The following is a 20219-nucleotide window of genomic DNA, read 5'->3' as shown; positions in this document are numbered from 1 at the left end:
CATTCTGCTCTGCTGAACGACATTGCCATTGTTTACTACTCAGTACTCACTACTTACTACCCATTACCAGTTGAAAACATCCTGGCCGCAGGTGCCGCGCCTGCTCACGCTGCGCAACTCGCTGAAAGCGGCCCGCAACCCGATTGGGGCCCTTACCGAGCTGCTGGCGCGCTACGGCGACACGGTGCGCCTGTACATGGGCGGCGTGCGGCCCACGGTGGTGACCCGCGACCCGGCCCTGATTCAGCACATCGTGCAGAAAAACCACCGGCGCTATCATAAGTCCGACCTCACGCACGGGCTGGTGCGCTACCTGGGCCGGGGCCTGCTCACCAACGAGGGGGCCGACTGGCTGCGCCAGCGGCGGCTGGTGCAGCCCGGCTTTCACCGGCAGCGCCTGGCCGGCCTCACACGCCTCATGCGCGCCGTGGCCGACGAGTGGGTAGCCGAGCTGGACGTGCAAACGAGCCTGGCAGCAGGCGTAGAACTGGACACGCACGCCGCCACTACGCGGGTAGCTTTCCGCATTATTGCCCGCTCGGTATTTGGCAGCAGCCTCGACGAAAGCCAGCTGGCAAAGCTCAACGACTGGCTCACCGCCATTCAGGCTTTTTATGTGAATACCCTGCGGCAGCCTTACCTGCGGCCCTGGCATTGGCTGCGCGGCAATTATGAGCGCCACGACCAGCTGGCTACGCACCTGCGCGAGCTGGTGCGCGGGGCCATTCGGCAGCACCAGGCGGCGCAGGCCGCCGCGGCCCCCGGTACACCCCCGCCCGACGACCTGCTGCAAATGCTGCTGGAAGCCCGCTACGAAGACACCGGTGAGGGCATGACCGAAAACCAGCTGCTCGACGAGCTGAACATCCTGCTGGTGGCCGGCCACGAAACCTCGGCCAATGCCCTGGCCTGGGCGTTTTACCTGCTGGCTCGCCACCCCGAAATTCAGGCCCGGCTGGTGGCGGAGATTGAGGCGGCGCTGCCGGCCGGGCAAAGCCCCGAGTTTGCCGACCTGGCCCGCCTGCCCTACGCCCTGCAAGTGGTGCAGGAAGCCATGCGCCTCTACCCGCCAGCCTGGATAATGTCGCGCGAGGCGGCCGAAGACGACGAGTTTCAGGGCCAGCCCATTGCCAAAGGGACACTGTTTTCGCTTTACCTCTACGGCCTGCACCACCACCCGGCGCTGTGGCCCGAGGCCGAGGCATTCCGGCCCGAGCGCTTTGCGGCCGGGGCGCAGCCACCGCTGCCCACCTATGGCTACCTGCCCTTCGGCGGCGGGCCGCGCCTGTGCGTGGGCAATCAGTTTGCCCTCACCGAGCTGCAGCTCGTCCTCATTCAAACGCTGCGGCGCTACCGCGTGGTGCCGGCCGGCCCCGAGGTACCGGGCCTGGCTCCGCTTATTACGCTGCGGCCCAGCGGCAAATTGCCCCTGCGCTTTGAGCGGCGCGAAACAGCCGCATGAGCCCGGTAAAGAAGCCAGCGTGCCTGCTGCTAGCGCAGGGCCAGCACGCGTAGGCTTTTGTAGGTGGCCGCGTCGTCCTGCAATTGCAGATAACGCTCGTACTCGGCTGGCGTTAACACTTGCTCCAGGCACAGGGCTAGCTGCTGTAGCGAGCGGGTCTGGAGCTGGTGGCTCTGCACGGCGTGCTGCACGGCAGTAGTCTGGGCTTTGGAAAGCCGCAGCGTAGCTGCCAGGTAGCGTACCAGGGGGCGGGCGCCAATGCCGCCGCCTTCTACTATGCCCACGCTGGGAGTAGGGCGCTCGGGGTCGTGGGAGGAAGCCAGCGCCGGATGCAGGCTCAGGCCCAGCGCAATAAGGAAGCTGGTGGTAAATAGTGCTTTCATAAGCAAAAAAGGATAGAGTGAAGTAGCAGCCGTCAGGCTATACTGGTCTTGGCAGGACCAGCAAAGCGGTTGACTTTACCAAAGATTGCGTGCCGACTACCCTGCCACCAACCCAACTAGCCCAGTGGCCGCTACAAATCTCTCAATCGACCATTTTACCCTGTGAAGCCTCTGAAATCTTCGTTAAACACTTTTTTTTCTGGGTAGATTACCTAAGTAATAATCGGCTGCCCAGCGCCCGGCGCAGGTCGGGTACATCGTAGTAGCGCAGCACGCCGGGGAGCACCTCCGAATAAGCGTCCTTGGCGGTGGGGTTTTCGAGAAAATACCGGAACGAAGGCGGCCCGCCGCTCACCTGCACCTGCTCGATTTGGGGGCCGAATGCGCTGGCCGGGCTGGTGCCCGGCTGGTCAGTGGCTAACGTAGCCGGCTCCTTCGCCACGCGAGAGCTTAACAGCGCCGCGTGCAGCGCCACCAGGGTCGCCCGGCCATCGGCCCGCAGCAGAATGGGCAGCTGCCCCAGCCGGCTGTCGTTGCGAATAAAGGAGAGAAGAATACTTACATCCATCACGCGCTGCGCCAGCAGTGGCCGGCCGGTGAGCAGCGCCAGCAGCGCATCGCGGTATTCTTGGTTGTAAAACTTGGGGTCGTTGAAGGCGGCCGGGTCAGTGGTTTCGCCCAGGCCGCGTAGGTCGGCCAGCAGCACGGCCGTGCCCTGGCGCTGGTAGGCGGCCAGGCGGGCGGCGCTGTCGCGCAGGGTAGCGGCCATGCCCCGGTCGGGTAGCCAGAGCACGAGGCGGGCCGTAGGAGCCGGGCCGGCGGGCAGCAGGAGCCGGGCGGGCAGCGGTGGCTCGCCGGTGCGGCGCAGCACCAGGTTTTGCCAGTTCTGGCCACCGGGCAGCTGTAGGGTATCGCGCTGGTCGATGCTGGTAGTGACGCCTCTTTGGTTGCTGATGCCCAGCTCCCGGTGAACCGCTTTGGCCAGGGCATCAGGCGAGTAGCTGGGTCGGCTGGCCGCCAATGCCCGTGCTTCGGCCAGGTAAGTAGCCGGCAGGGTTTCTTCGTCTTTAAAGCTGGTGTTGACCTGCCCGGTAGCGGTGCAGCGCAACGTTCCTTCGGGCAGGACTGGCGAGGCGTCTTCGGGCACCAGCGGCCCGCTTACGTGCAGCCAGCGCCGAAACCAGGCCACCGCCGCCGCCCGCTTCGGGGCCGAGATGCCGTGGCCATCGTCGTAGGTGAAGAGGTCGGTTTTTTCAGCGGCACCCAAAGCTGTATAAGCGCGGCGCATGTCGGCAAAAGCCGCTTCCATCTCGGTCTGGTCCACGAAGTCGTAGCGGCCCGTGAGCAGCAGCACCGGCTTGGGCGCGAACATAATGGGCCAGTCGGCCACGTCGAGGCCGGCCGCGCCGGCACCCGGCAGCATCACGCAGCCATCGGCCGGACCGGTGGCGGTGAGGTTGCGCTCGCCGGCGGCTACGTAGCTGCACAGCGCCGCTACCTGCACGCGGTCGTCATAGCCCATAAAATAGGCGGTTTGGGTGGCCCCGCCCGAGTTGCCGAGGCAGCCCACGCGGCCGGCATCTACCTCCGGGCGGGTCAGCAGGTAGTCGAGGCCGCGCACGTTGTCCCAGAGCTCGGCGGCGGGCAGGGTGCGGCCCAGCAGGTTGGCCTCCGCATTGAGCAGCGTGTGCTCGGTGGTGCCGCCGCGCGTGAGCGACTTACCGGCCGCATCGGTCAGTTGCATTCTTTCGCCCTGCGAAACCGGGTCAATGACGAGCACCACAAAGCCGTTGCGGGCGAAGAGCCGCGCCGTTTGCTGGTAAGAGGGCGTGGCCTTGCTGGTATTCTCGTGCCCGCAAAACAGCAGCACCGCCGGTTTGCGGCCCTGTCCGGCGGGCAGGTAGAGGTTGGCCGTGACGTGGTGATGCGGGGTGCTTTCATATAGTATATTTTCTATATTAAACCCGCGCTGCGCTACCGTGCCCGCTACCCGCGCCCGCAGCGGCGTGCGGGCCGGCAGCGGCCCCAGCACCCGCCGGAAGCGCGCCCGCGCCGAGTCGCGGTAGGCCTGCGCGCCCGCCGCCGAGGTCAGCGCCTGGTCGAGCGCCGCCCGGCGCGGGGCGTATTGCTGGTGCAGCTGCTGCAAGAGGTAGGTGGGCAGCGTGGCCGGCGCTTTCCAGTCGATGACGTTGGGGATGGGGGTTTGGGCGGCGGCTCGCAGGGCCAGCAGAGCCAGTAGGGGCAGTAGCAACTTATGCAGCATAATGCACAAACTAACGGCTTTTGGTCTGATTCGCGACTTCACTACCTCAAAAGCTGGCCCCGTGCGCGCCAGTATTATGCTGTTGCCGGATTGGTTAACATATTTAAAATTATAATATATAAATTATAAAATATTTGCACGCTAGGCTTCCTTTCAATAGGTGCATTCCCATACCTGGCAGCCTTAGCGCCTGAAGCTGGCCCTTGAATAATTGTCGTAACGAATACGCGCCGAGGGAAAACAGCCGGTTTTTGGGGTTCTGGGGTCAGTTTCCTCAATAAACCCTGTTTCGGTCTACACTCACCAGGCGCCTGGGCGCACTAGCATCATTATGCGATACCGCCGCATTGAATCAAGCCGGACCTTTGCCCCTGGTTAGCCAAGTAGTGCGCTATTGGCTAATTAAGGGCAATCTGCCTTTTAATAGCTGCTTTTCGTCATTCTCCTTTTTATGAAGTTTTCGCTACGCCTGCTGCCCGCAGCTCATTTTTTGCTCCTGCTGGTCGGGATACTGGCCTTGCTGCCTTGGGCAGCGCGGGCTCAGGCCCCAACTGTAAGCAGCATCCTCAACCCCGACGGCACGCTGCGGGCCGGTGCCAAGGGTTCCTTTAATGCTACCGGCTACCAGCTTAGCTACGGCAAGGGCGGCCAGCCCGTGCTGCACGCGGCGGCCGGCCAAAGCTGGAACGCGCTGGGCGGTAGCCCGGCCGGCACCCAAAACGGCACTAATGGAAACGTACAGGTAGTGGCCGTGAGCGGCACCGACGTGTACGTGGGCGGCGCCTTTACCACGGCTGGGGGCACCGCCGCCAACTACGTGGCCAAGTGGAACGGCAGCACCTGGAGCAGCCTGGGTACGGGCTCGGCCAATGGGGTAGGGAGTAGCGTATCCGCGCTGGCGGTGAGCGGCACGAACGTGTACGTGGGCGGCAACTTTTCTACGGCCGGTGGCCTGCCGGCCAACGCAGTGGCCATGTGGGATGGCACCACGTGGAACGCGATGGGAGCGGGCGTAACCACGGGTGCCTACGCTGGCAACGTGCTGGCCCTGGCTCTGGCTCCCAACGGCACGAACGTGTACGTGGGCGGCAGCTTCGTCACCGCCGGCGGTATCACCGTTAACAACGTAGCCCAGTGGGACGGCAGCACCTGGAGTGCGCTGGGCAGCGGCATGGGCAGCAATGTGTATACGCTGGCTGTGAGCGGCTCGACGTTGTATGCGGGCGGCTATTTCACCACGGCCGGGGGCACCCCGGCCAACCGCATCGCCCAGTGGGACGGCACCGCCTGGAGTGCGCTGGGGGCCGGCTTCGATAATAGCGTAGAGGCGCTGGCCGTGAGTGGCACTACGCTGTATGCAGGGGGATTTTTCCTGAACTCTGGCAGCGTGAGCACCCGCTACGTGGCCCAGTGGGACGGCACCGCCTGGAGTGCGCTGGGCGCCGGCATGAACAACGTAGTGCAGTCATTGGCCGTGATTGGCACCACGGTGTACGCGGGCGGCCAGTACACAACTGCCGATGGCACTACCGCCAACCGCGTCGCCCAATGGAACGGCTCGGCCTGGAGCCCGTTGGTAATGGGCGCGGCCAATGGTACCGATAACAGCGTTTTCGGGCTGGGGGTGAGCGGCACTACCTTGTACGTGGGCGGCAACTTTGCCAACGCCGGCGGTGGTACCGCTAACCACATGGCCCGGTGGGATGGCACCACCTGGAGTTCCCTGGGCATGGGCGGGGCGAGTGGCGTCAGCAACTCCTCTTCCAGTGCGTCGATTCAGTGCGTGCTGATAAACGGCTCCACCGTGTACGTGGCCGGCTCGTTTAATAGCGCGGGTGGGGTACCGGCCAGTGGGGTAGCCAAGTGGGACGGCAGTACCTGGAGCGCCCTCGGCAGTGGGGTCTACAGTGCGACAGCCCTGGCCCTGGGCGCAAATGGCACTGACCTCTACGTAGGCGGCTACTTCACTACGGCTGGCGGAATAGCGGCCAACCGGGTGGCCAAGTGGGATGGCAGCGCCTGGAGCGCGCTCGGCAGCGGGCTAAGTGGGGGGAGTGGGTATAGCATTGGCCCGTCGGCGATGACGATGAGCAACGGCCTGCTGTACGTAGCTGGTATATTCAATTTGGCTGGAGGCATCACGGTTAACAATGTCGCCAAGTGGGATGGCAACGCCTGGAGCGCGCTCGGCGGCGGGGTTACCGTGGGTTCATATACCTCGGGCGTGTTGGCCCTGGCCGTGAACGGGACGACTGTTTACGTGGGGGGCGACTTTTCGGCGGCCGGCGGCAATAGTGCCATTCAACGAGTGGCCCAATGGGACGGCACTACCTGGAGTGCCCTGGGCAGCGGCGTGAGCGGCACGGTCAATTCGCTGGTAGTTGGGGGTACTACCTTGTATGCTGGTGGCTCTTTCACTTCTGCCGGCGGCGCGCCGGCCAACTACATTGCCCAGTGGAATGGCAGCGCCTGGAGTGCGCTGGGCAGCGGCCTCAGTAATTCGGTTTCGGCCCTGCTCTTGGATGGCACCAACCTGTATGCGGGCGGCAGCTTTACCACGGCCGGCGGCAGAGCTGCCAACCGGGTAGCCAAGTGGGACGGCAGCAACTGGACCAGCCTGGGCACCGGCGGCGCCAACGGAACCGGTAATGGCAGCGTCTACTCACTGGCGCTAAAGGGCACCGACCTGTACGTAGGTGGCAGCTTTGCCACGGCCGGCGGGCTGGTGGTCAATAATGTTGCCTACTACGGGGCCGCGCCGACGCCCCTGCCCGTCGAGCTTACCGCCTTCACGGCTACGGCCGCAGGTAATACGGCGGTGGCTCTGGCCTGGGCGACCGCCTCGGAGCAGAACAGCCTGGCCTTCGAAGTAGAGCGCAGCCAGGACGGGCAGACCTTTACCCACGTTAGCACAGTGCCCGCAGCCGGCAGTAGCAGTACTCCCCGCCGGTATGAGTTGCTGGATACCAATCCGCTCGCCCGGCAGTCTGTCCTCTATTATCGCCTGAAGCAGCTGGACGTGGACGGCACCTACAGCTACTCCCCCGTGCGCACAGTGGCCCTGGCAGGTGCCAGCGCCGGCCTGAGCCTGTACCCCAATCCGGCCCCCGGTGGCCGGGCCAGGCTGATGGGCGCGGCTCCCGGCACCCTGGTGCAGGTGTACGATGCGCTGGGCCGCCCGGTGGCCAACTCGCCGGCCGATGCCGCGGGCACGGCCACGCTGGCGCTGCCGCAGGGGCTGGCGGCGGGCGTGTACGTGGTGCGCGCCGGCACGCAGGCCCTGCGCCTCACGGTGGAGTAAGCGGCTGGCTGGTCAGCTAGATATACACAAAGAGGCCGCTTCCTGCCAGGAAGCGGCCTCTTTGGCGTTCGGCGATAATGGTAGCGCCAGGCTACGCTTTCTCGGGCAGCAGCACGGCGTCGGGGTAGTTGCCGAGCACGGGCTGGCTGGGCGCGCCCTGGGTCACGGCCTCCACCAGCAGCTTGCCGCCCACGAAGGCGCCCTTCCAGCTCTCGCCGAGGCCACCGAAGACTTCTTCGCGGTCGCCGCGCGAGCGCAGCTTGTTGATGCCCACCTTGAAGGCGCGCAACTCCTTGGCAGTGCGGTTGGCCCATTTCTCATCGTCCGAGCCGAGGGCGGTGACGAGCGCGCCGTTCGAGATATTCATCTCGCCCACCAGCTCTTCCACGCGGTCGATGAGCACTACTGTATCAATGGGGCCGAAAGGCTCCTTGAAGTACAGCTCGCTCTGGCGCGGCAGGCCCACCAGGGCGCGGGGCGCGCGGTAGGCCGAGCGGTCCTGGCCGGGCAGGAAGAGCGAGTCGTCGAGCTTGCCTTCGTAAAAGGGAATAGCGCCGGTTTTGAGGCCATCGGCGTACAGCCGGTCCAGGTCTTCGGCCTGGCGGGCGTTGATAACGGGGCCAAAGGCCAGGTCGGGCAGCTTGTCGCCGGCGGCATCAACCAGCGTTGGGTTGCCCACTTTAAGGCTGCCAATGGCCGTTGTGTACGTTTCGAGAAACTGCGGAAACAGGCGGCGCTCCACCACCCAGCGCACGTAGGCGGTGCAGCGCTGCTTGCCGTAGTCGTAGCCTTTTACCAGCTGGTCGGCCAGCTTATCCCACTGCGAGTAGTCCCAGATACCATAGGTGTTCACGCCTTCCATCTCGAGCATATACCGCTTGTGGTTTTGCGATAGCGCATCGGCGATGTTGCGGCCGTTGTAGCGGCCGCCCACGAAGGAAAGACAGTCCACGGCGGGGTCTTTCACCAGCACGTCGCTCAGCTCACCGCCGGGGCCGCTTACCAGGGTCACGGGCAGGCCGCAGCGCCGGGCAATGGCAAAGGTGAGGCTCAGGGAGATAAAGCCGCCGTCGGTGGGCGTTTTGGCAATAACCGAGTTGCCGCACAGCACCTGCGTGAGTACCGCGTGCAGCAGCACCGACATGGGGTAGTTCCAGGAGGCAATGTTGCTCACCAGGCCCAGGGGCTGGCGGTCGCCGAGCAGACTTTCTATATTGTCAACGTACCACTGCACGCCCTCGATAGCCCGGTCAATATCGGTAAAACCCAATTTATACGTCTTGCCGATTTCCCAGATGAGCAGCTTGCCCACCAGGTCTATCTGCGGGCGCAGCTGGTTGAGGCAGTCCTGCACGCGGCGCTTGCGCTCGTCGAGGTCGGTAGCAGCCCAGGCAGCGGCTTCGCCCTTGGCAAAGCGCACCGCGCGCAGCGCGGCATCGTGCCTGAGCATGGGCAGCGAGCCAATCTCGGAGCCATCGACCGGCGAATGGAAGGGGCGGGGCTCACCGGCTTCCTGCCAGCGGCCTTCGAGCAAATTGAGGTAGCCGCCGTTAGGAGCGAAGATTTCAGGCGTGGCCTGCTTGATATCGGCCAGCAGCTTGCTGAACTCAACTTCGGGCGAAACGATTTTAGCCATGGGAGTAGCGCGCGGCCAATAGCTGCGCGAATCGGTGAAAAGAATAAGAACAGGTACGAGGGCTGGCGCAAGAACGTCATATCAAGGGTAGTAAAACAACCCGGCCGACTCGGGGAGACGGTGCTCCCACAACTCAGGCAAGGTGCTTTGCTAACCTCAATATGACGTTTTCTATTTATAATAAAAATGCTATTTGCTCGCCACGGCTTGCAGCTCGCGCACCAGCTCCGAAGAGCCCACAAACAGCGGCACCCGCTGGTGCAGGTCGGCAGTAGGGGGCACGTCGAGTACCTCAGTGGCTCCGGTAACCGCCACGCCGCCGGCTTGTTCGCTCACGAAGGCAATGGGGTAGCATTCGTAGAGCAGGCGCAGCTTGCCGCTGGGCCACTGCCCGGTGGGCGGGTACAGGTAAATACCGCCCGTAAACAGATTGCGGTGGTAATCGGCCGCCAGTGAACCCACGTAGCGGGCGGCCATGCGGCGCTCCTTGCAAGTGGTAAGAAAGGTGCGCGCAAACTCCGGAAAGTCAAACCAGTTGCCCTCGTTGCACGAAAACACCTCGCCGCGCTTAGGCATGGTCAGGTGCGGGTGCGAGAGAAAAAACTCGCCCAGGCTGGGCTCGTAGGTAAAGCCTTTTACGCCGTGGCCGGTGGTGTACACCAGCATGGTGCTGGAGCCATAGAGAATGTAGCCCGCTGCCACCTGCGCCCGGCCGCCCTGCAAAAAGTCTTCGGCCCGCGCCGGCCCGCCGTAGCGGCTCACGCGCCGGTAAATGCTGAAGATGGTGCCGGTATTGACGTTAAAATCGAGGCTCACCGACCCGTTCAGCGGGTTGAGGGCAACCACGTACTTGCCCTCGTGGTTGCCGGTGTCGATGATATCGGGGCGGGCCTCGCTGAGCACGGCGCAGCACTCGCGGCCATTGGTGAGGGCCCGCACAAAGCGAATATGGGCCTCCTCGCCCAGCCGGTGGCGCGGGGGCTGCTGCTCGCCCTCGGCGCCAACTACTTCGGCCAGGTTGTTGAGGCCGGCGCGGCTCACCTCGCGCGCCATTATTTTGCTGGCCAGGGCGATGTCGCGCAGCAGCTGCGAAAGCTCGCCGGTAGCAAACGGAAACTCGGCCTGCTTGCGCATGATGTAGCGCTCAAGCGTGGTGCCGACGGGGGTCGCGATGTCGTCGTGCGAAGGCGGGATTGTAGACGGAGACATACCGGTAAAAAACGCCCCGACCGTGGCCGGCCGGGGCAGTAACACAAAAAGCGGAAGTACTTAATCGATGGCCAGCCGGCGGCTCTGCTGGCCGTTGCGCACAATGTAGAGGCCCGGCGACAGGCTGCTCAGGTCGAGCGAAGCGCCGGCAGCGGGCGCCAGCGTACGCACCAGGCGGCCCTGGCTGTCGTGCAGGGTCACGGGCTGCTGGGCATCGTAGCTCACCATCTCTACGCGACCGTGGGCGGGGTTAGGCGCCAGCTGAAAAGCAGCCGCGGCCACCCCAGGGGCCGTAGCCGTTACCACGCTCGGGGTAAAGGTGAAAATGCGTCCGCTCGTGGCCCGGCTGGTAATGGTAGAGGTTTCGGCCGTGGTGCTGGTAGTAGCAGTGAGCTGCAGGTCCGACAGCGAGATAAAGTCGCCGCTGGTTGGCCCGGCCAGGCCCACCGAAGCACTGCGTGTCGAGCCGTACGCGCTGCCGCTGCCCTGCAGGTAATCGAATACGACTACGTTGGTACCTTCAAATAGCTGCACGAAAAACGAGCAGACCGGCCCGGTTGCGCCGGGTGCCCAGCGAACGTTGCGCCACTCAATGGTAAAGACGCGGCTGCCGGCCGAGCCCGTAGTCTGGTAGTACAGGTTGCCATCCACGGTGGGGTCGGGCGGCGAGGCGGCCGTGCCAAACGAGATATCATCCCAGAGCGGCGCAATGACGGGGCGCAGCGTACCCGTAGCCAGGTTATTGACCGGCGTCGCGCTGGTTAGCGCCTGGCCCAGCGTCAGGAAGCCATTGGTCGAGGCCGATACCGTGGTGTACGACGTGCCCGCGAACTTAAAGCTGAAGCCCAGCGGCAGGTTGTTGTAGTAGCCTTCATCCTCGGTGCCGGCAGTGCGCACGGCGGCAGTGGTGGTCGGCTCCAGTACGGTGTAAGCGCCGGCGTTGCTGCCGCTGGCTACCATCGTGTAGGAGCTGGCCTTCTGGGCAGTAGCCGCCAGCGGTAGCGCCAGTGCCAGAAGGGCCAGGCGCGAAACAGATGTAAAAATGCTCATAGGGGAAGAGGGAAAGGGTGAAAAAAGGAAAAAAATAGTTAAGTTGAATCGTTCGGGGTAGCTTATTTCTCGGGTTGCTTCTGCGACTGCCACAGCACTACCTGCCAGCCCTTTTTGGGGTCTTTAATCTGGGTGGTCACGTACTTGATATGCGCCACGTTGGGCGAGCCATCGGGCTTATTGGGCTGGTAGATAACAATCTGGCCGTTGACCACGGCGGTCTGCCCGTCGTTGTAGGCCCGCACGTTAATAGCTTCTACCTCAATCTTATCGTACACGCTCTTGCCGTCGCGGATGCTTTGCAGGTAATCGGTTTTGCCGTTTTGCTTGCCGCTGGCGTGGGTATAGATGAGGTCGTCGGCGAATACTTTTTCGAGGAAAGCGAAATCCTTGCTCACCTGGGCCGCGAAGCGCTGGCGCTCCAGCTTCTCGACTTCCTGAGCGGCAGCCACGTTTTTCTTGTTAGGAGCCTGGGCAAACGTGAGCAAAGGCAGGACCAGCAGGAAAGCCAGCAGGAGCGAAATCTTTCTCATATAGTGAAAATGTTATATTATGTGAAAAGGCGGGCTGCCTTGTCGGAGAGCAGCGGAGTAATCGGCTTCTCGCACCAGCTTTAATCCGTCTCGTCTAGCTTGATGGGCTCCATGCGCGGCACCAGCGTGAACATCAGCACCCAGGCCAGCAAGTAAGCCGCTCCGCAGATAAAGAACATGATGTAGTAGGCCTTATCGAGCTGGCCGATAGACTCGTAATGCACAAACATGCGCTTCTGTACCAGGGCCGTGAGCGCGATGCCGCCCAGGCCGCCGGCCATGCCGCCGATACCCGTGACCGAGGCCACGGCCCGCTTGGGAAACATATCCGACACGGTGGTGAAAATATTGGCGCTCCAGGCCTGGTGGGCCGCCGCCGCAATGCCGATAACCAGCACCGCCAGCCACATATCAATGCTTCCCAGCCACTGCGCAAACACAATTGGAAACACGCAGAAGGCGATAGCCAGCATGGCCGTTTTGCGGGCCTGAAAAGCCGGCATGCCCCGCTTGATAAAGCCCAGCGGCAGGTAGCCGCCGCCCACGCTCCCAATGCTCGACAAGATGTACACCGCCGCCACTGGCAGGGCAATGGCCGTGCCAGTGAGGTGGTACTGCTTGCCCAGAAAATCGGGCAGCCAAAACAGGTAAAACCACCAGATGGGGTCGGTAATAAACTTGCCGATAACGAAGGCCCAGGTTTGGCGGAAGCCCAGCAGGGGCAGCCAGCCCACTTTAGGCTTTTCTTCTACCACGCCCTCGGCGGGCAGGCCCGCCGGAATATCAGCGTTGATGTAGTCGAACTCGGCTTTACTCAGACGCTTGCTGTCGGCCGGCGTGTCGTAGATAAGCATCCAGAGCACCAGCCAGATAAAGCCCAGCGCGCCGGTAATAATAAAGGCCCACTGCCAGCCAATGTGCTCGGCAATCCAGGGCACTGAGAGTGGGGCCACGATAGCCCCGACGTTGGAGCCCGAATTGAAGATGCCCGTGGCCAGCGCCCGCTCGCGCTGCGGAAACCATTCGGCGGTCGTCTTGATAGCCGCCGGGAAGTTGCCGGCCTCCGTAATTCCCAAAAAGCCCCGCGCTACCCCGAAGCCCAGCGTGCTGCTCACCAGTGCGTGGCCCATGGCCGCTACACTCCACAGCGCCGTCGAAAGCGCGTAGCCGAGCTTGGTGCCCAGCTTGTCGATGATGCGCCCCACGCCAATCATACCCACGGCATATGCCAGCTTAAAGGCAATCTCGATGTTGGCATAGTCGCCCGAGTTCCAGTGAAAAGCCTTTTCGAGGTAGGGCTTCAGCAGCGAGATAACCGCCCGGTCGAGGTAATTAATGGTGGTAGCAAAAAATACCAGCGAGCAGATTGTCCAGCGGTATTTGCCAATGGCAGCCGCTGAATCGGTGCCGGGCGGCGAGCTGTGAAGGGTGGGATTCATAGAATAGAGCTTTCGTATTGAATACTTAAAATTCGGTTGTCATTGCGAGCCTGCGAAGCAATCGCATCAGAACGTAATCGTCCGGGTGTCGTGCAGGTGCGATTGCTTCGCAGGCCCGCAATGACAACTGATTAGTGGTTATCAACCAGCCGCTACTTGCTTCTGTAAAAAGTGCATCAGCGGCGCCACGCGCGCCGTAATCGTAGCCGCGTCGCTGGCCCCTTTGAAGAGCTGCGAGCCTACGCCCACCACATTTACCCCGGCCCCAAACCACTCAGTGAGGCTGGCCTCGGTAGGCTCGACGCCGCCCGTGACCATGAGCCTGACGCTGGGCATGGGGCCGCGCAGGGCCTTCACATAATCGGGGCCGACGAGGTTGCCGGGGAAGATTTTGACGAGCTGCGCGCCGAGCTGCGTGGCGGCATAAATCTCATTCGGCGTCAGGGCGCCGGGCAGCCAGGCCACGTCGTGGCGCTGGCAGACGGCGGCCACCTCGGCCGTGGTAACGGGCTGCACGATGAAGGCCGCGCCGGCCGCAATGAAGCGCTCGGCATCGGCGGCGGTGTAGATGGTGCCAATACCCAGCACGAGGTCGGGGCAGTCATCAGCTACTAGCTTGACAAGCTCCTGAAAAACCTCAAAAGCATTGGCCCCGCGGTTGGTAAACTCAAATACCCGCACGCCTCCAGCGTAGCAGCCCCGCACAATGGACTGGGCATACGCGGCATCGGCGTGAAAAAAGACCGGCACCAGCGGCGCTTGCAGCGTGCGGGCGATAACTTCTTGGGAAGAAAGCATAGGAGAAACCCCACCCCCGACCCCATCCCGAAAGGGAAAAGTGCCGGAAGGCAAAGGATTAGAGGCAAGAAAAAACGTAGAAAAATCGGCGGCTTCTCTCCCTTTTTGGGGAGGGGCCGGGAATGAGGTTACCGCAGCAGGCGCCCCGTCAGGTTACCCTGCATGAGGTGCTCCACTTCGGCGGGCGTCACCAGGTTGATATCGCCGTGAATGGTGTGCTTCAGCGCCGAAGCGATGGTAGCGAAGGATAGCGCCTGGGCCCGGTCTTCATATGCATGAGAGCCGTAGATGAAGCCTGAAATAAACGAGTCGCCGCCGCCGATGCGGTCCACCACGGGTGAGATATCGTAAAAGGGCGTCTCGAAGAACTCGCCCTGGTCCCAAAGCAGGCCGCAGATGCGCTCGTGCGAGGCGCTTTGGGTCTGACGGCGGGTAGCAATCACGCGCTTGATTTGCGGAAAGCGCTGCACCAGCTGCTCACTCATCGAGCTAAAGCTGTTGGGGGCAGCGGCAGCGGGCTGCAGGCCAAACAGGTCGTCGGCGTCGCCTTCGGTACAAACGACTATATCGCAGCCGGCTACCAGCCCGGGCATTACGTCCTGAGCCTTCTGGCCATATTGCCACAGGTTGCGGCGGTAGTTGACGTCGGCCGACACGGTAAGGCCCAGCCGGCGCGCGGCCGCGATGGCGTCGGCAGTAGCCTGCGCCGCGGCGGCCGAGATGGCGGGCGTGATGCCCGTCCAGTGCAGCCAGCCGGCGTTTTTCAGAATCTCATCCCAGTTGAAAGCGGCCGGGTCGAGGTGCGCAAAGGCCGACTCGGCGCGGTCGTACACGATGCGGCTGGGCCGCAACGACGCGCCTACTTCCAGAAAATATAAGCCTAGTCGGTGGCCTTCGGTGAAGTGGCAATGGGTGGTATCGACGCCGTAGCGGCGCAGGTGGCTGGCCGCCGCGTAGCCCAGCTCATTGGCCGGGAAAGCCGAAACGTGGGCTGCCGGTACGCCCATCTGGGCCAGGGCGGCGGCCACATTGGCGTCGCCGCCGCCGTAGGTTATGTCGAGGGAGGCCGTCTGGGAGAGCCGGTAGTTCAGCGGCGGCGAGAGCCGCATCATTACTTCGCCGAAGGTTACGACTTGTTTCATGTAGAAGGGGCAAAGCGCCTTTAACCGGTGTTGGTATGGCCAGATTGCGGGTGAAAAATGGGAGTGCGACTGGAAAGGTAGGCTGCCAGAAAGCCGACTGAGCGTGCTGGCGCCATCTTTATTCATGCAAACGTTTCCGGTAGCGTTGCCAGTGACAAATAAGCCTGTTACCAGCCGAAAGCAGCGCTTAGCCCGCTACCAACTCCGTTGCCCCTGCGGGCTGCGCCGTTTTTTCAAAGCCGAAATACTTGCTGGCATTATGGTAGCTGATATTTTCGACCAGCTGGCCCAGCCAGGGCAGCTCGTCGGCCGGCAGTTCGCCGTTCTCCACATCGCGGCCGATGAGGTTGCACAGAATGCGGCGGAAGTACTCGTGGCGCGGAAACGACAGGAAGCTGCGCGAGTCGGTGAGCATACCCACAAACTGACTTAGTAAACCCATGTTGCTGAGCGCATTGAGCTGCTTTTCCATGCCATCCTTCTGGTCGAGAAACCACCAGCCCGAGCCAAACTGAATCTTGCCGGCCACGGAGCCATCCTGAAAGTTGCCAATCATGGTGGCCATCAGGTCGTTATCGGCCGGGTTCAGGTTGTAGATAATCGTCTTGGTGAGCTTATCCTGGTTGTCGAGCCGGTCGAGGAAGCGCGACAGGGCGCGGCCCTGCGAAAAGTCCCCAATCGAGTCCCAGCCCGTGTCGGGCCCGAGTTGGCGCAGTGCCCGCGTGTTGTTGTTGCGCAGCGCGCCAAGGTGAAACTGTTGCGTCCAGCCTTTCTCCCAGTCCAGCTCGGCCAGGAAAATCAGCATGGCCGATTTAAACTGCTCAATCTCCGGGGCGCTGAGCGGCTGCCCGGCGCGGGCTTTGGTGAAAATGGCGGCTACTTCTTCTGCAGTATAGTCGGCGGCATATATTTGCTCCAGGCCGTGGTCGGACAGCCGGCCGCCCAGGGTTGCGAAGAAATCGTGGCGCTGGCGCAGGGCAGCTTGCAGGTCGGCGTAGGTATTGATTGCTACGCCGGCCGCTGCGCCCAGCCTGGCCAGGTACTGACGGTAGTCGGCCGCCTCAGGCGTCATGGCCTTGTCGGGGCGGAAGGTGGGCAGCATGCGCGTGCCAAAGCCCTGGCCGGCCAGCGCCTGGTGAAACTCCAGCGAGTCGGCCGGGTCGTCGGTGGTGCACACCGTTTCGACCTTCATCCTGCGCAACAGGCCCTGCACCGAGTACTCGGGCGTCTGGAGCAGGGTATTGCACTGGTCATATATGCGCCGGGCACTATCCTTATTCAGCAGCTCCGTGATACCAAAATAGCGGCGCAGCTCCAGGTGCGTCCAGTGGTACAAGGGGTTGCGCACGGTATAGGGCACCGTTTCGGCCCATTTCTCAAATTTCTCCCAGTCCGAGGCGTCGCCCGTCACGTAGCGCTCGTTCACGCCGTTGGCGCGCATTGCCCGCCACTTGTAGTGGTCGCCGTAGAGCCAGATTTGGGTGATATTCTCAAACTGCCGGTTTTGGGCAATCTGGTCGGGCGGCAGGTGGCAGTGGTAGTCAATAATAGGCTGCGGCGCGGCGTGCTGGTGGTAAAGCGTGCGGGCCGTTTCGGTCTGGAGCAGAAAGTCGTCGGAAAGGAAGGGCTTCATAATTCAGCTATCAATTAATAGTGAGCAATTATCAATGAAAATTCATATTGAAGAATGCCATGCTTCGCTGCGCTCTGCATGACGTTCTTCAATAGAGTGGCTGCACCTGTCACCTACAAAGACACCCCGCGCTTCCACGGAATAAAGTCGGTCTGGCCGTGGCGCACGGCGCTCACTTCCAGGCCGCTGGCTACCTGAATCACGTAGTCGAGAATGCGCTCGCCGGCCTGCTCAATGGTTTCCTCACCGTCGATAACGGTGCCGGTGTTCAGGTCGATGATATCGGGCATGCGCTCGGCCAGCTTGGTATTAGAGCTGATTTTGACGACCGGCGCAATGGGGTTGCCGGTGGGCGTGCCCAGGCCGGTGGTGAAAAGCACCACGTTGGCGCCCGAGCCGACTTCGGCCGTGGTGCTTTCCACGTCGTTGCCGGGCGTGCAGAGCAGGTTCAGGCCGGGCTTGGTTACCAGCTCGGGGTAGTCGAGCACGGCCACTACCGGCGACGAGCCGCCCTTGCGGGCCGCGCCGGCCGATTTCATGGCGTCGGTAATGAGGCCGTCGCGGATGTTGCCGGGCGAGGGGTTCATGTCGAAGCCCGAGCCCACGGCTACGGCGCTTTCGCCGTAGGCTTTCATCAGTGAGGTAAAGCGCTGGGCCGTGTCGTGGTCAACCGAGCGGTTCACAATTTCTTGCTCCACGCCGCACAGTTCCGGAAACTCGGCCAGAATAACCGAGCCGCCGAGCGCCACCAGCAGGTCAGAAACGTGGCCTACGGCCGGGTTGGCCGAGATGCCCGAGAAGCCGTCCGAGCCGCCGCATTCCAGGCCGATAGTCAGCTTGCTGAGCGGCGCGGGCTGGCGCTGCTGCTGGTTGGCCTGCATGAGGCCGGCGAAGGTCTGGCGCAGGGCCGTGCTCACCAAGGCTTCCTCGGTGCCGATTTTCTGCTGCTCCAGAATGAACAGCGGCTTGGCAAAGTGCGGGTCGCGCTTGTTGATTTCGTCCTGCAGCATACTCACCTGCGCATTCTGGCAGCCCAGGCTGAGCACCGTAGCCCCGGCCACGTTGGGGTGGGTGATGTAGCCGGCCAGCAGGCCACAGAGCGTCTGGGCATCCTGGCGAATGCCGCCACAGCCGCCTTCGTGGCTCAGAAAGCGGATGCCGTCCACGTTCGGGAAGGGCTTCACTTTCTGCTGATTCACCTCGGCCGAGTGCAGGTCGGTGGCCAGAATCTCTTCTACCGACTTGCCAGCCTGCATCAGCTCAAGCAGCGCCTGGGTCTGGGGCTGGTAGCTCTTGCGGCGGGCGTAGCCGAGGTCGTTTACCAAAGCTTCTTCTAAAACCTGAATATTTCTGTTTTCGCAAAAAACCAGCGGAATAACCAGCCAGTAGTTGGCCGTGCCCACGCGGCCATCGGGCCGGTGGTAGCCCAGAAAGGTGCGCTCCGTAAACTTACTTACGTCGGGCTGCGCCCAGCTCTGGCGATGCTGGCCTTCCTGAAACGAGTCGGTAGCGTGCCTGATATTGGCCGTGGTGAGCAGGCCGCCCCGGCCCACGGGCGAGGCCATTTTGCCTACCAGCACGCCGTACATGTGCACGGGGTCGCCGGCGGCCAGGTTTTGCAGCGCCAGCTTATGCTTGGCCGGTATCTTCTCGGTAGTGGTCACGGTTTCCCCGTCCCAGGTTACGGGCGTGCCAATGGGCAGGTCGGTGAGGGCGACGAGCACGTTGTCGGCGGGGTGAATCTTCGCAACTAAATGTTTCATAACTATCTGCTTACTATCTGTTAGGTGGTCATTCCGGCCGTCGAAAGGGCCGGGGAGCTCTCAACCAGCCATCCTTAAACAGCTGCGCGCTGCGATTTATTCAATTTAGCGGCCAGAGTAGCCGCTGCACCTTGCTGCTGCAATTGCCGCAGGTACTCGGTTACGGCTGCTGCGAAGCCGGGCAGCAGAGTCAGGTCGCTGTCCCATAAGCCGGCGTTACTGAGCACCGTCTGCGCTACTTCGGCCGCCGGGAGGCGCTGCCAGAGGTCGGCAAAATAGCTGGCCTGCTCATCCTGAATCGGGTATTCGTGGCCCTGTGTTTCGCCGTACCAGACCTTGCCATCCTGGCGGGTGCTGCGCATAAAGAGCAGGTAGGCTGCAAAACCCAGCGCCACGTACTGCGGCACGGCTTTAAGCCGCTCGTAGTAGTGCAGCAAATCGGGGATAACGCGCATCCGTAGCTTGGCCGAGTAGTTGAGCGTAATGGCCAGCCAGCGGTGCTCTACGGCCGGGTTGCGGAAGCGGTCGAGCACCTGCATGCCAAAGCGCTGGCCTGTTTTCTCATCGATAGGGTAGGGGATGCCGGGCAGCAAATCGGCCAGCATCAGGTTGCGGATATAGGTGAGCAGGTAGTCGTCCTCCATTGCCTCGCGCACGGTGGGCACACCCGCCAGCAGCGCCAGCCCGCACGCCAGCGAATGCGTACCGTTGAGCAGGCGCAGCTTCAGCTCCTTAAACTGGTTGATGTCGGGCTGCACAATAATGCCGGCATCTACTTGCTGAAAGCTCAGCACGCTTTTTACCCGCTCGCCGCCTTCTATGGCCCACAGGCGGTAGACTTCCGACATAATAAGCAGCTCGTCCTCGTAGCCCAGCTCCTGCGTTAGGGTAGCGTAGGCCGCTGCATCGGGCTTGCCCGGTACTATGCGGTCGACCAGCGAGTTACAAACAGTATTGGCCGTTTCGAGCCAGTGCAGAAAGCCGCTGTCGGGCACCTGCTGCTCGGCCAGCTCGCGCAGGATGTCATGCAGCCTGGTGCCGTTTTCGGGTATTAGCTCGGTGGGTACAATGACGAGTCCCTTATCGCCGGCGCCGGCAAAAGCCTCGTAGCGGGCCAGCAGCACGGCCAATAGCTTGCCCGGAAACGAGCGTGGCGGCGCGGCCCGCACGTCGTCGTCTTCGTCGAGCACAATGCCTACTTCGGTGGTATTGGAAAGCACAAGCTGCAGGTCGGGGTTGCGGGCAAACTCGAGGATTTCGGCCCACTGGCTTTTGGCCGAAAGCACCCGGCTGATACTGGCGCACACTACGTCCTGGCTCACGGGCTGGCCGTCTTCCACGCCGCGCACGCACACCGTGTACAGGCCATCCTGGCGGGCAAAAGCGGTGGCGTCGCCGCCATCCGTGCTTTTGACCACTACCACGCGCCCATTAAAAATACCCTGGCGGTTGGCCTGGTCAATCAGAAAGTCGGGCAGGCCGCGCAGCAACACCCCGGTGCCAAATTGCAGCACTTTTTCGGGCAGGTCGAATAAAGCAGCAGCGGGCAGCGCCACGGCCGGGCTGGCGGCTCCGGCCCGCACTAGCTCTTGCGAAAGAGATAACAT

At 62.6% G+C, this 20219-nt stretch carries 14 protein-coding genes; 2 read left to right on the top strand and 12 right to left on the bottom strand.

What is annotated here, in order from left to right; all coding sequences use genetic code 11:
* Positions 1-70 precede the first annotated feature (70 nt).
* Entirely contained in the window at positions 71-1462 is a 1392-nt protein-coding gene (locus F6X24_RS16835) for a cytochrome P450 (protein ID WP_191906367.1), read from the top strand.
* A gap of 29 nt (positions 1463-1491) precedes the next feature.
* Here F6X24_RS16835 and F6X24_RS16830 read toward each other — a convergent pair whose 3' ends face one another.
* Both F6X24_RS16830 and F6X24_RS16825 read right to left on the bottom strand, forming a co-directional pair.
* Positions 1492-1845 carry a hypothetical protein gene (locus tag F6X24_RS16830; protein ID WP_151089110.1) on the bottom strand — a complete coding sequence of 118 codons (354 nt, stop codon included), beginning with the start codon at positions 1843-1845 and terminating at the stop codon, positions 1492-1494.
* A 208-nt stretch (positions 1846-2053) separates the two neighbouring features.
* Entirely contained in the window at positions 2054-4108 is a 2055-nt protein-coding gene (locus tag F6X24_RS16825) for an alpha/beta hydrolase family protein (protein ID WP_151089109.1), read from the bottom strand.
* A gap of 451 nt (positions 4109-4559) precedes the next feature.
* Between F6X24_RS16825 and F6X24_RS16820 the strand changes: the two genes are divergently transcribed.
* Positions 4560-7409: a beta strand repeat-containing protein gene (locus F6X24_RS16820; RefSeq protein ID WP_151089108.1), complete on the top strand. Its 2850-nt coding sequence runs from the start codon at positions 4560-4562 to the stop codon at positions 7407-7409.
* A 91-nt stretch (positions 7410-7500) separates the two neighbouring features.
* Here the strand turns inward: F6X24_RS16820 and F6X24_RS16815 are convergent, their stop codons facing one another.
* The 10 genes from F6X24_RS16815 to F6X24_RS16770 form a co-directional block, all read right to left on the bottom strand.
* Complete coding sequence (locus F6X24_RS16815; protein WP_151089107.1) at positions 7501-9045, bottom strand: aldehyde dehydrogenase family protein; 1545 nt, start codon at positions 9043-9045, stop codon at positions 7501-7503.
* 189 nt (positions 9046-9234) lie between these two features.
* Positions 9235-10254 carry a class 1 fructose-bisphosphatase gene (gene fbp, locus F6X24_RS16810; protein ID WP_151089106.1) on the bottom strand — a complete coding sequence of 340 codons (1020 nt, stop codon included), beginning with the start codon at positions 10252-10254 and terminating at the stop codon, positions 9235-9237.
* 60 nt (positions 10255-10314) lie between these two features.
* Positions 10315-11304, bottom strand: a complete 990-nt coding sequence (locus F6X24_RS16805) for a T9SS type A sorting domain-containing protein (RefSeq protein ID WP_151089105.1) — start codon at positions 11302-11304, stop codon at positions 10315-10317.
* Positions 11305-11366: 62 nt separating this feature from the next.
* Positions 11367-11837, bottom strand: coding sequence for a nuclear transport factor 2 family protein (locus F6X24_RS16800; protein ID WP_151089104.1), 471 nt, complete (start codon positions 11835-11837; stop codon positions 11367-11369).
* A gap of 80 nt (positions 11838-11917) precedes the next feature.
* Positions 11918-13276 (bottom strand): MFS transporter, encoded by a 1359-nt coding sequence (locus F6X24_RS16795; RefSeq protein WP_151089103.1) that lies wholly within the window; start codon positions 13274-13276, stop codon positions 11918-11920.
* A gap of 141 nt (positions 13277-13417) precedes the next feature.
* Complete coding sequence (locus tag F6X24_RS16790) at positions 13418-14074, bottom strand: beta/alpha barrel domain-containing protein (protein WP_151089102.1); 657 nt, start codon at positions 14072-14074, stop codon at positions 13418-13420.
* 128 nt (positions 14075-14202) lie between these two features.
* Positions 14203-15216, bottom strand: coding sequence for a sugar kinase (locus F6X24_RS16785; RefSeq protein ID WP_151089101.1), 1014 nt, complete (start codon positions 15214-15216; stop codon positions 14203-14205).
* Between the two features lie 187 nt (positions 15217-15403).
* On the bottom strand, positions 15404-16849 hold the full coding sequence (gene uxaC / locus F6X24_RS16780; protein WP_151089100.1) for a glucuronate isomerase: 1446 nt from the start codon (positions 16847-16849) through the stop codon (positions 15404-15406).
* 113 nt (positions 16850-16962) lie between these two features.
* Positions 16963-18612, bottom strand: a complete 1650-nt coding sequence (locus F6X24_RS16775; protein WP_151089099.1) for a UxaA family hydrolase — start codon at positions 18610-18612, stop codon at positions 16963-16965.
* A gap of 74 nt (positions 18613-18686) precedes the next feature.
* A complete protein-coding gene (locus tag F6X24_RS16770) occupies positions 18687-20219 on the bottom strand; it encodes a tagaturonate reductase (protein ID WP_151089098.1) in 1533 nt (510 codons plus the stop codon).

It is taken from the genome of Hymenobacter baengnokdamensis, assembly GCF_008728635.1.
Classification (GTDB): Bacteria; Bacteroidota; Bacteroidia; order Cytophagales; family Hymenobacteraceae; genus Hymenobacter; species Hymenobacter baengnokdamensis.
This window is presented reverse-complemented; position numbering and strand designations above follow the sequence as displayed.

Coding starts and splice junctions, on each gene's coding strand:
- F6X24_RS16825 (WP_151089109.1), bottom strand. CDS start 4,108: ATGCTGCATAAGTTGCTACTGCCCCTACTGGCTCTGCTGGCCCTGCGA.
- F6X24_RS16830 (WP_151089110.1), bottom strand. CDS start 1,845: ATGAAAGCACTATTTACCACCAGCTTCCTTATTGCGCTGGGCCTGAGC.
- F6X24_RS16815 (WP_151089107.1), bottom strand. CDS start 9,045: ATGGCTAAAATCGTTTCGCCCGAAGTTGAGTTCAGCAAGCTGCTGGCC.
- F6X24_RS16790 (WP_151089102.1), bottom strand. CDS start 14,074: ATGCTTTCTTCCCAAGAAGTTATCGCCCGCACGCTGCAAGCGCCGCTG.
- F6X24_RS16820 (WP_151089108.1), top strand. CDS start 4,560: ATGAAGTTTTCGCTACGCCTGCTGCCCGCAGCTCATTTTTTGCTCCTG.
- F6X24_RS16795 (WP_151089103.1), bottom strand. CDS start 13,276: ATGAATCCCACCCTTCACAGCTCGCCGCCCGGCACCGATTCAGCGGCT.
- uxaC (WP_151089100.1), bottom strand. CDS start 16,849: ATGAAGCCCTTCCTTTCCGACGACTTTCTGCTCCAGACCGAAACGGCC.
- F6X24_RS16775 (WP_151089099.1), bottom strand. CDS start 18,612: ATGAAACATTTAGTTGCGAAGATTCACCCCGCCGACAACGTGCTCGTC.
- fbp (WP_151089106.1), bottom strand. CDS start 10,254: ATGTCTCCGTCTACAATCCCGCCTTCGCACGACGACATCGCGACCCCC.
- F6X24_RS16770 (WP_151089098.1), bottom strand. CDS start 20,219: ATGTTATCTCTTTCGCAAGAGCTAGTGCGGGCCGGAGCCGCCAGCCCG.
- F6X24_RS16800 (WP_151089104.1), bottom strand. CDS start 11,837: ATGAGAAAGATTTCGCTCCTGCTGGCTTTCCTGCTGGTCCTGCCTTTG.
- F6X24_RS16785 (WP_151089101.1), bottom strand. CDS start 15,216: ATGAAACAAGTCGTAACCTTCGGCGAAGTAATGATGCGGCTCTCGCCG.
- F6X24_RS16805 (WP_151089105.1), bottom strand. CDS start 11,304: ATGAGCATTTTTACATCTGTTTCGCGCCTGGCCCTTCTGGCACTGGCG.